Annotated in this window: 4 protein-coding genes and 1 pseudogene; 2 read left to right on the forward strand and 3 right to left on the reverse strand. The window is 51.1% G+C overall.

Translation table 11 applies throughout. The annotated features are described in order from the left end of the window. Positions 1 to 162: 162 nt before the first annotated feature. Entirely contained in the window at positions 163 to 381 is a 219-nt protein-coding gene (locus tag PsAD37_RS27810) for an AraC family transcriptional regulator (RefSeq protein WP_208992005.1), read from the forward strand. 43 nt (positions 382 to 424) lie between these two features. Here the strand turns inward: PsAD37_RS27810 and PsAD37_RS20650 are convergent, their stop codons facing one another. After that, the gene (locus PsAD37_RS20650) at positions 425 to 2089 is read right to left on the reverse strand and encodes an aminotransferase class V-fold PLP-dependent enzyme (RefSeq protein ID WP_063297744.1); all 1665 of its coding nucleotides are present in this window, start codon (positions 2087 to 2089) and stop codon (positions 425 to 427) included. A gap of 592 nt (positions 2090 to 2681) precedes the next feature. Here PsAD37_RS20650 and PsAD37_RS20655 point away from each other — a divergent pair. Further along, positions 2682 to 7343, forward strand: a complete 4662-nt coding sequence (locus PsAD37_RS20655; protein ID WP_063297745.1) for an ExeM/NucH family extracellular endonuclease — start codon at positions 2682 to 2684, stop codon at positions 7341 to 7343. A gap of 74 nt (positions 7344 to 7417) precedes the next feature. Here the strand turns inward: PsAD37_RS20655 and PsAD37_RS20660 are convergent, their stop codons facing one another. Continuing rightward, positions 7418 to 8218 (reverse strand): hypothetical protein, encoded by an 801-nt coding sequence (locus tag PsAD37_RS20660; RefSeq protein WP_063297746.1) that lies wholly within the window; start codon positions 8216 to 8218, stop codon positions 7418 to 7420. A 438-nt stretch (positions 8219 to 8656) separates the two neighbouring features. Beyond that, positions 8657 to 8785: pseudogene (locus PsAD37_RS29245) on the reverse strand (HlyD family type I secretion periplasmic adaptor subunit); the annotation flags it as partial.

The raw sequence follows: 8785 nt of genomic DNA on the forward strand, positions 1-8785 counted from the left end.
ACTGACCGACCGGACACTTCGACCATCCCGTAAAACAAGACGGCGGATCTTGGCTGCACTTTCCATCAATATCACCCGTTCATGCCCCGCGCTAAATGCACGGATCCTAACAAACAGGTGGGTCAATCTTAAACGCTCATAACCCACCTAACCGGGTCAATTTTGCATGCCGATTCACAGAGCCTAAATGCCCACCGCTCCAACTCGGAAATCGCGTTTTCTTTCGGTTTTACCTACGAGAGTACCTTCAGCCGTGCTTTCAAAAAACGCTTCTCCATGACCCCATCCGAAGCCCGAAACTCTGCCGGCATTGCCTGGACCAGAGCTATGAGCACCCCAAATGTAGACCGCCGCTACGAAGACTGGGTGAAGTACTTGTGAGAGGTAACTGGCGACAGGTTATCTCCGTCGCCTTGGCTTACTCTTATGCGACGGCGACGTCTTGTGGGCGGACGAACCAGCGGAGATCTTCCACTTTTTGCGGCTGAATGACGTTGTAGCGTTCTTCGGTGCAGTGGTTGCGTAGGAGCTCTGCTTCTGCTGCTTTCATGGTCTCTGCCAGAGAAGGGCGCTCTGATTTTACTGTGGCTTCTGGCAATGCGTTGAAGTCGAGTGTTTCGAGAGAGGCGGCCAGTTCTGTTTTATGGTTCTGATAACGCCAGACAGCGCCGTTTTGGTCGAAGCGGTAAAATGGCAACAACTTCCAGCCGTGCTCTGCGACCAACTCAATGGCGCGGACCAGATATTCGAAGGTTTCTTCATCAATGAAGTAGTTGAAGTTGAGGCGGATCCAGCCTGGACGCAGGATCATGTGGCCTTCCACCAGCTGCTCTTCCAGTGCCTTGCTGTAATGCATGTCCATGCCAAGCAATGCGTGGCCGTATGGGCCCGCGCAGGAGCAGCCACCGCGGGCCTGAATGCCGAACAGGTCATTGAGCAGCGCCACAACAAAGCTGTAGTGCAGGTCTTTGCCTTTATGAGTGATCTTCAGCGAGGTGATAGACAGACGCGGCGCCTCGGTGTTGCCAAGGATCTCGATGTTCTCGCAGTTTGACCAGCGGGCTACGGCTCGGGAGACAAAGCTCTCTTCCCGGCGTTCAATCTCATCAGTACCGACGGCTTGCTGAAGCTTGAACACCAGCCCTGCTCGCACGGATTCAATGATCGCTGGTGTGCCGCCTTCTTCGCGCCGTTCTGCGTTTGCCACGTAGCGGTGATCTTCTGGCGTTACATACATGACGGTGCCGCCGCCCGGCATCGCTGGCACTCGGTTTTGAAGAATGGCATTGTTGACGATTAGAACGCCCGGTGTGCCCGGTCCGCCGACAAATTTGTGTGGTGACAGGAAGATAGCGTCTTTGGTGCTGTCGCCTTGCTCATCCTGAGCACCAGCCATATCGATGCCCACATATGGAGCAGCTGCGGCGTAGTCCCAAAAGGAGAGTGCGCCGTGTTTGTGAAGCAGGCGGGCGACGGTGTCGACGTCGGTTTTGACGCCGGTGACATTGGAAGCTGCGGAAAAACTGCCGATCTTGAGGGGGCGATCTGCGTATTTGATCAGTTGTTTCTCAAGATCATCCAGACAGACCTGTCCACCTTCGCAAAGGGGAATGGAAACCACGTCTGCGATGCTCTCGCGCCATGGTAGTTCGTTGGAATGATGCTCATAAGGGCCGATGAAAACGACGGGGCGTTCTTTCTCGGGGATCTGCTGCTCAAACTTGTAGCGTGCGCTCAGGTCTGCAGGCAGTTTCAGGTTGAGAATATCGATCAGTTTATGGATCGCGGAGGTTGCACCGGAGCCGCAAAAGATCACGGAATGATCGTCGGTGGCGTTAACTGACGAACGGATCTGCTGGCGGGCCTGCTCGCGCAGTGCGGTGGTTTGAGCGCCAGTGTAGGAGGTCTCTGTATGGGTGTTGGCATAGTAAGGCAGAACGTGATCGCGGATGTAATCCTCAATCATGCTCAGCGAACGGCCTGAGGCTGTGTAATCCGCATAAACCAATGGCTTACGACCAAATGCCGTGGCAATGGCTGCGTCCTCACCAATCACTGAATTTCTGATTTTATCGATCAAATTACACATGCTTGCCCCGTCCCTTTATTCCGTCTCATCAGATTCTTATTATGGCGAATACACTCTAAGTTCGCTGAAAAGATTGAATATAAGAAACTACATACTACAAAGATAAGTCAAGTTAGAAAAAGATACTCTAAATGAGATAAAATATAGAATTGGTATGATTTTACTCAAGCAGGTGCCTGCCCCTCGCCATGAACCCGCAAAAATCGTGATTTTGATAATTAAATTTTAATTGTATCTATGGATTCGCAGTGCGCCTTTGTGAAATATGAGTCGCGCAGGAGCCAAACTGTGTTTAAAAGCATCCCGAGTTATGCACAGCACTGGGTAACTTCCTGTCGCCTTGACATTGATATGCAACGCGAAGTTGAAAAAAATTTCACAAAAGAAAATATTATTCGAAATAATATGCGAAAAGTGAAAAATTGATCAATACGTCCTTTACGTCACCCTCTACATCGAGAAAACTGTCGATGCATGCTGCAGAAAATCTTTCGGGCATCTAGCAAAAAATAATCGTTCGTCTTGGCTCCCGGCTCAAAACTGGGAGGGGAGTGACGGACTCGGATAAGATGAACTGTAACGGGGTTGATACATGTTCAATTTCTTTCCTCGATTTAACTTCTACTCGATCAGCGTAAACTTTGGCACGTGGTGGGATGACGTCATCACGGGTACCGACGGTATTGATTGGGTCTGGGGTTTCAACGGTAACGATACCATCTCCACATATGCTGGAAATGACTGGATCCGGGCAGGTAAGGGCAATGACCTTATCTTTGCTGGTGAAGGCAACGATCGCATCAGCGCAGCTGGTGGCGACGATGTCATCCATGGTGGTGCAGGCAATGACAGCATCAATGGTGGTCGTGGTTTCGATACAGCCGTTTATGAAGGCTCAATCGATGACTATTCATTCCAGCAGCGTGGTGGCTGGTGGAATCCAAAGACCAAAGTCATTGCAAATGACGGCTCTGAAAAAGACACCTTGATGAATGTCGAGGCAGTTCACTTCGCAGCTGATGACTACACTTACTATCTGGATGGTCGCAACAACGAGATCCGCGCTGGCGAAGATGCTGTTGCATCCGGCGATGAAGGTCTTGTGATTGAGGCTGCCACTCTGCTGGAAAACGACAAGGATTATGACGGCGATACGCTGACAATCACTGAAGTTTCCGCAAGCAGTGCTTCCGGCGCAACCGTCTCTCTTGAGAACGGTCAGGTCTCCTACAACCCAGGCAGTGTGTTTGACAGCCTGCGTGAAGGCGAGACTGCAGAAGATACCTTTACTTACACAGTCACCGACGGCAATGGCAGCACCAAAGACGTCACAGTCACTGTTACTGTGACTGGTTCCAATCAGGCTCCGGTTCTGTCTGTCTCTTCTGATGTTTCCGTTGCAGAAAACACCACTGAGGTGGCAACTGCATCTGCAACCGACGTAGACAACACAGACCTGTCCTATTCCGTTTCTGGCACTGATGCAGAGCTGTTTGAAATCGTCGCTGAAACCGGTCAGCTGAGCTTTAAGACAGCTCCTGACTTTGAAGCACCAGCAGATGCTGATGGCGACAACGTTTATCAGGTTGAAGTTACTGTCACCGACGCTGATGGCGGCACCGACACGCAGAGTGTTGCCGTCACTGTTGAAGACGAAAACGAAGTTGTGCGTGACGTAATCGCGTTCGACATGGTCGACTCTCAAAATCAGGGCCTGGTGAGCTTCACCAACACTGCGCCTGATTTCTCCAGCGTTGCTGATGGCTTTGGCAAGTTCACTGCAGACAGCGCGCCGTTCTCACTTGTCGATTCCACCAATGGCGGCTTTGAGAATGACGTTCTGGGTATCATCGATGAAGCCACCAACTCTGGTGAATTCTTTGGCGTAACCGACAGCATCAACAATGACAATGATGGCGAACTGACAGCGTCCTGGACCTTCGACATTGCAGGCTACAAAGATCTGGGTCTTTCCCTTGATCTTGGTGCAATGGGTGACTTTGAAGGCACAGACACCTTTGTGATCCGCTATTCCATTGATGGTGGCGAAGAGCAGGTTCTGTACTCTTTCACCTCTGACAATGACGGTGCACAGACCTACACCCTTGCCAGCGGCAAGACTGTTGATCTGGATGACCCGCTCACCGATGCAGATGCAGGCATTGTGCTGACCAACCAGCTGCAGACCCTTGTGTCTGATCTGGAAGGCACTGGCTCTGAACTGACCATCAGCGTTGAAGGCAAGTCAGACGGTAGTTCTGAAGCCTTCGCAATGCAGAACCTGAAGATCCTCGGCAACCCTGCTGTTGTGCGTGAGACCTTTGCGTTTGACATGGTGGACTCTCAGAATGATCGTCTGATCGAATACACCAGCACTGCACCAGACTTTACCAGTCCGGCAGACGGCTTTGGCAAATACACTGCTGGTGATGCGCCGTTCTCCCTTGTCGACTCCACAAATGGCAGCTTCGAGAATGATGCAATCGGCGTTATCGATGAAGTCTCCAACACTGGTGAGTTCTTCGGTCTGACCGATACCGTCAACGACGACAATCCTAATGGTGACCCGCTGGTCGCGACCTGGCGCTTCGACATCTCAGATTACAGCAATATCAGCCTGTCTCTGGATGCTGGTGCTATGGGTGACTTCGAGTCTGATGACACCATTTCCATCCGCTATTCCATTGATGGTGGCGAAGAGCAAACTTTGTTCGCCTTCACCTCTGACAATGACGGCGCTCAGTCTTACACTCTTGCCAGCGGTAAGGTTGTTGATCTGAACGATCCAATGGTTGAAACCAACTCTGGCCTTATTCTTACCAACCAGTTGCAAACACTTGTTGCTGATCTGGAAGGTTCGGGTTCTGAGCTAACCATCATCGTTGAAGGCTCTGCAAACGGCAGCAATGAAGCATTCGTTCTGCAAAACCTGCAGCTGGAAGGCGACACCACAGGCGGTGGCGGTACGTCCACAACCTACGCTGTCGCAGCAGAGGCTGACTCCAAAGCTGAAGGCGACAGCGGCGTAACCTCCTTCGAGTTCACAGTGACCCGTGATGGTGATCTGTCTGAGGCTGGCACTGTTGACTTTGCTGTTGGCGGCGACGTTGATGCAGCTGACTTCGGTGGCACTCTGCCATCTGGCAGCATCGAGTTTGCAGCTGGCGAAACCACCAAGACCATCACAGTCAACATCACTGGCGATGAAACAACCGAGCTGAGCGAAGCCCTGTCTGTGACCTTGAGCAACCCAACGGGTGGCAAGATCACAACCAAGACAGCAACCAGCACTGTTGTGAACGACGATACCGCGCCTACACTCATCTCCACCATTCAGGGTGACGGTGCAGAATCCGGCATGGTTGGCGAGTTCGTTTACGTCAGCGCGCTTGTAACAAGTGTGACCAGCAGTGGTTTCTACCTGCAGGAAGAAACAACTGACAGTGACGGCAACTCCGCAACCTCAGAAGGTATCTTCGTTTACACCGGCGCAGCTCCAACCGTTGCAGTTGGTGATGAAGTGTCCTTCGGTGGTACTGTTGCAGAGTTTGGTGGCCAGACACAGCTGACAAACATTGGGGATCTGAGCATCCTGTCTTCCGGCAATGATCTGCCAGAATACATGCAGGTACTTCTGTCTCCAACAAGCCAGCAGAACCTGGAAGCTCTGGAAGGCATGCGCGTCAGTGTTGGCTCCGGTACAGACGATGCTCTGACAGTCATCGAAAACTTCAATTTCGACCGCTACGGTCAGATTACAGTTTCCGCTGGTGCACAGTATCAGGCAACCCATCTGTACGATCCGCAGGATGAGCTTGACCAGATCATCGAACATCAGGAAATGAACCAGAACAACCGCATTCTCATCGATGATGGTTCTTCTGAGCAGAACCCTGACGAGTTCACCTACGTGCCAGTTACCGAAGAAAACGGCGACAATGGCAATGGGTATCTGGACAGTGGTGATGACTTCTCTGAAGGGGCAACTCTGCGTCTTGGCACAGAGATCGATGCACCGATCGAAGGCATTCTCACCGAAGGCTTCGATGGTCATACTCTGATTGTTGACGGCCAGATTTCCATCGATGAGAGCACCAACTCCGGTGCACGTCCTGACCAGCCTGCTGATGTGGGTGGTGATCTGAAAGTGTCCAGCTTCAACGTGCTGAACTACTTCACCAGTCTTGGTCAGCGCGGTGCGAGCTCTGAGGCAGATCTTGCGCGTCAAACCGACAAGATCGTCAAGGCAATGCTTGATATCGATGCGGATGTCTTTGGTCTTCAGGAACTGGAGAACAACGGCTTTGATGATGCCTCTGCAATCAGCGCTCTTGTTGATGCACTGAATGCGGAACTGACCGCTCAGGGCCGGACTGATGAGCTTTACACCTTCGTGAACCCGACTGACGGGGCTCCGATTGGGTCTGATGCCATCACCACCGGTATGATCTACCGTCCTGGCAAGCTGACTGTCATTGAGACAGAAACCTACACCTATCAGGAAACAAGTGCGGATGCGACATACGCGATTGCGGATCGTCTGCAGGACTTTGCTGATCGTTCATATGTAGGTGACTTCCAGCGTAACCGCCCAACCGTTGCAACCACTTTTGAGGATGCAAACGGCGAGCGCTTTACCCTCGCGGTTAACCACTACAAGTCCAAGGGTCCAAGCGGCCTGAGCGATCTGGTGGAAGACATTCAGGGTAAACTGGATGCAGGTACCATTCCGGCAGCTGATGTTGACCAGGTACAGGCAGATCTGGATGCCTTGATCGCTGATCCAAACTACGATCAGGGCGATGGGCAGGCCTTCTGGGCTCAGGCACGTGAAGATGCAGCAAAAGAGTTGCATGAGTGGCTGAGAACGGAATATGCAGGTGCGGGTCTTGATCCAGACATCCTCGTGATCGGTGACTTGAACACCTACGGCAAAGGCGACTCCGTACAGGAACTGGTAGAGGGCGGCGACATGACCGATCTTCTGTCTCAGTACCTGGGCGATGAAGCTTACAGCTTCGTGTTTGATGGTCAGCGCGGTTCTCTGGACCATGCTCTGGCATCCGACAGCCTTGCTGATCAGGTGACCGGCCTTGCTGAGTGGCACATCAATGCTGATGAGCCAGACCTGCTCAGCTACAACAGCCGCTTCACCGATGCTGGTTTCTACACTGACGACCAGTACGGCGCGTCCGACCATGACCCACTCGTCATCGGCCTGGACCTCAGCAGCCCAAGCGAAATGCTCGTTTAAGCAAAAAAGAAGACCCTTGTGAGTTTGCGAGGGCCTTCACAAGAACAGAAAAAGCGGCTCCCAGAGCCGCTTTTTTATTGGCCTCTGCTTTGCAATAAGTTGCTGTGCTTAGTCACGCACTCTTTAAATCTGAAGCTAGATAAGACATCTCTGATAGGCGTGAGATATGAGTCTAGCCTGAGTAAGCAGTTTAATGAGAAGCTTGGGTCGAGTTCATCAATGTAGCTAAACTCAGTTCCATAACCCTTGCTGATTGTTAGGAAATTGGGAATTAAATCACAGTTTGCATCTTCGCGGCACATAGATAATAGAGCAATGCGTTTAGTTTCGGAGAGTAAATGCGAGTACAGTGCCGCTCGTTCAATATCGGAAGATTGCCCCATGCTGATTGACATTCGTCGATCGGCTATTTCAGCGTATGAAAATACTGTGACTGGTCGAACTTTCAAAATGGCTGCTTGTATCGATAAAGCGAGAGCTCCAAGCGGAGAGTCTTCCCCAGCCAAAGCATACAGCTGCCTAATGTAAGCCCTATCATTTAGATGATGATTTTCGATTTGGAAGGTCGCGATCGAGTGGCAATTTTCAGGGAGTGCGGTGTTCTTTCCCTCTAAGAAATCATGGTGAGTATCACAGGGATCTATTTTCTCGAAAATATTCTGTTCGTTAATGATTTGCTCGACTTCTTGTGAATGAGCATCTGTTAATCCTAAGCCAAAGAAAAGTGTTGAGCAGACAACTGCGAACCATAGAAAAGCAATAGCGCTAACATTTCTATGTTGGACGTCTAGAACAAAGACAGTTTGCTTGAAAATTCTCATAAAACTACGCCTGAATCTACCTGCATACGATTCCAAAAAATCAATAAGTATCATTTGTCTTCCAAATCGCAGCGATTGACCAGTGATAAAGGTAAGTCGATTGGTAGAACTTGGTTCGCTTCTCCGGGGAGAAAGAAAATCACTCCCCAAATTAGGGAGGTAAAGATCGCGATGGTTGGTGGTAAGCTAAGGGCTCTTTGAGGGCGAAAGCAGCTGTGTTGTGCCAGCCAATGCATCGGACAAGATAGGCTTATCCGACTGAGGCAACAGCCTTGCCTTTAAACCGGAGGTGATGGGATGAGGTTATTCCCCATTTCACTCACGCTTAAAATGAAAAGGACCCGCAGCCGGCTGGTAATCGCGCTACGGGTCACTTTCGGATCTTAAGCAAAGGGGAGGGGACTTGAAGTTCCCTTCCCACTCCAGTGCATATTCTAGTCCTCACGACCTCAAAAATCAATGAAGCCGCCTTCCGAGGAAGTAAGGGGTTCCTTACTTCTCCTTGAGCGCATGGGCGATTTGGTCTTGCATGGGTTTTATGAAGTAGGAGAGGACGGTGCGTTCGCCGGTTTGGATGAAGCCTTCGACGGGCATGCCCGGCACGAGGGTCTGGCCGTTCAG

The sequence above is a fragment of the Pseudovibrio sp. Ad37 genome, assembly GCF_001623075.1.
Lineage (GTDB): Bacteria > Pseudomonadota > Alphaproteobacteria > Rhizobiales > Stappiaceae > Pseudovibrio.

What these genes read in the sequence shown, in the direction of transcription:
- PsAD37_RS20650 (WP_063297744.1), bottom strand. Translation starts at nt 2,089, where the DNA reads ATGTGTAATTTGATCGATAAAATCAGAAATTCAGTGATTGGTGAGGAC.
- PsAD37_RS20655 (WP_063297745.1), top strand. Translation starts at nt 2,682, where the DNA reads ATGTTCAATTTCTTTCCTCGATTTAACTTCTACTCGATCAGCGTAAAC.
- PsAD37_RS20660 (WP_063297746.1), bottom strand. Translation starts at nt 8,218, where the DNA reads ATGATACTTATTGATTTTTTGGAATCGTATGCAGGTAGATTCAGGCGT.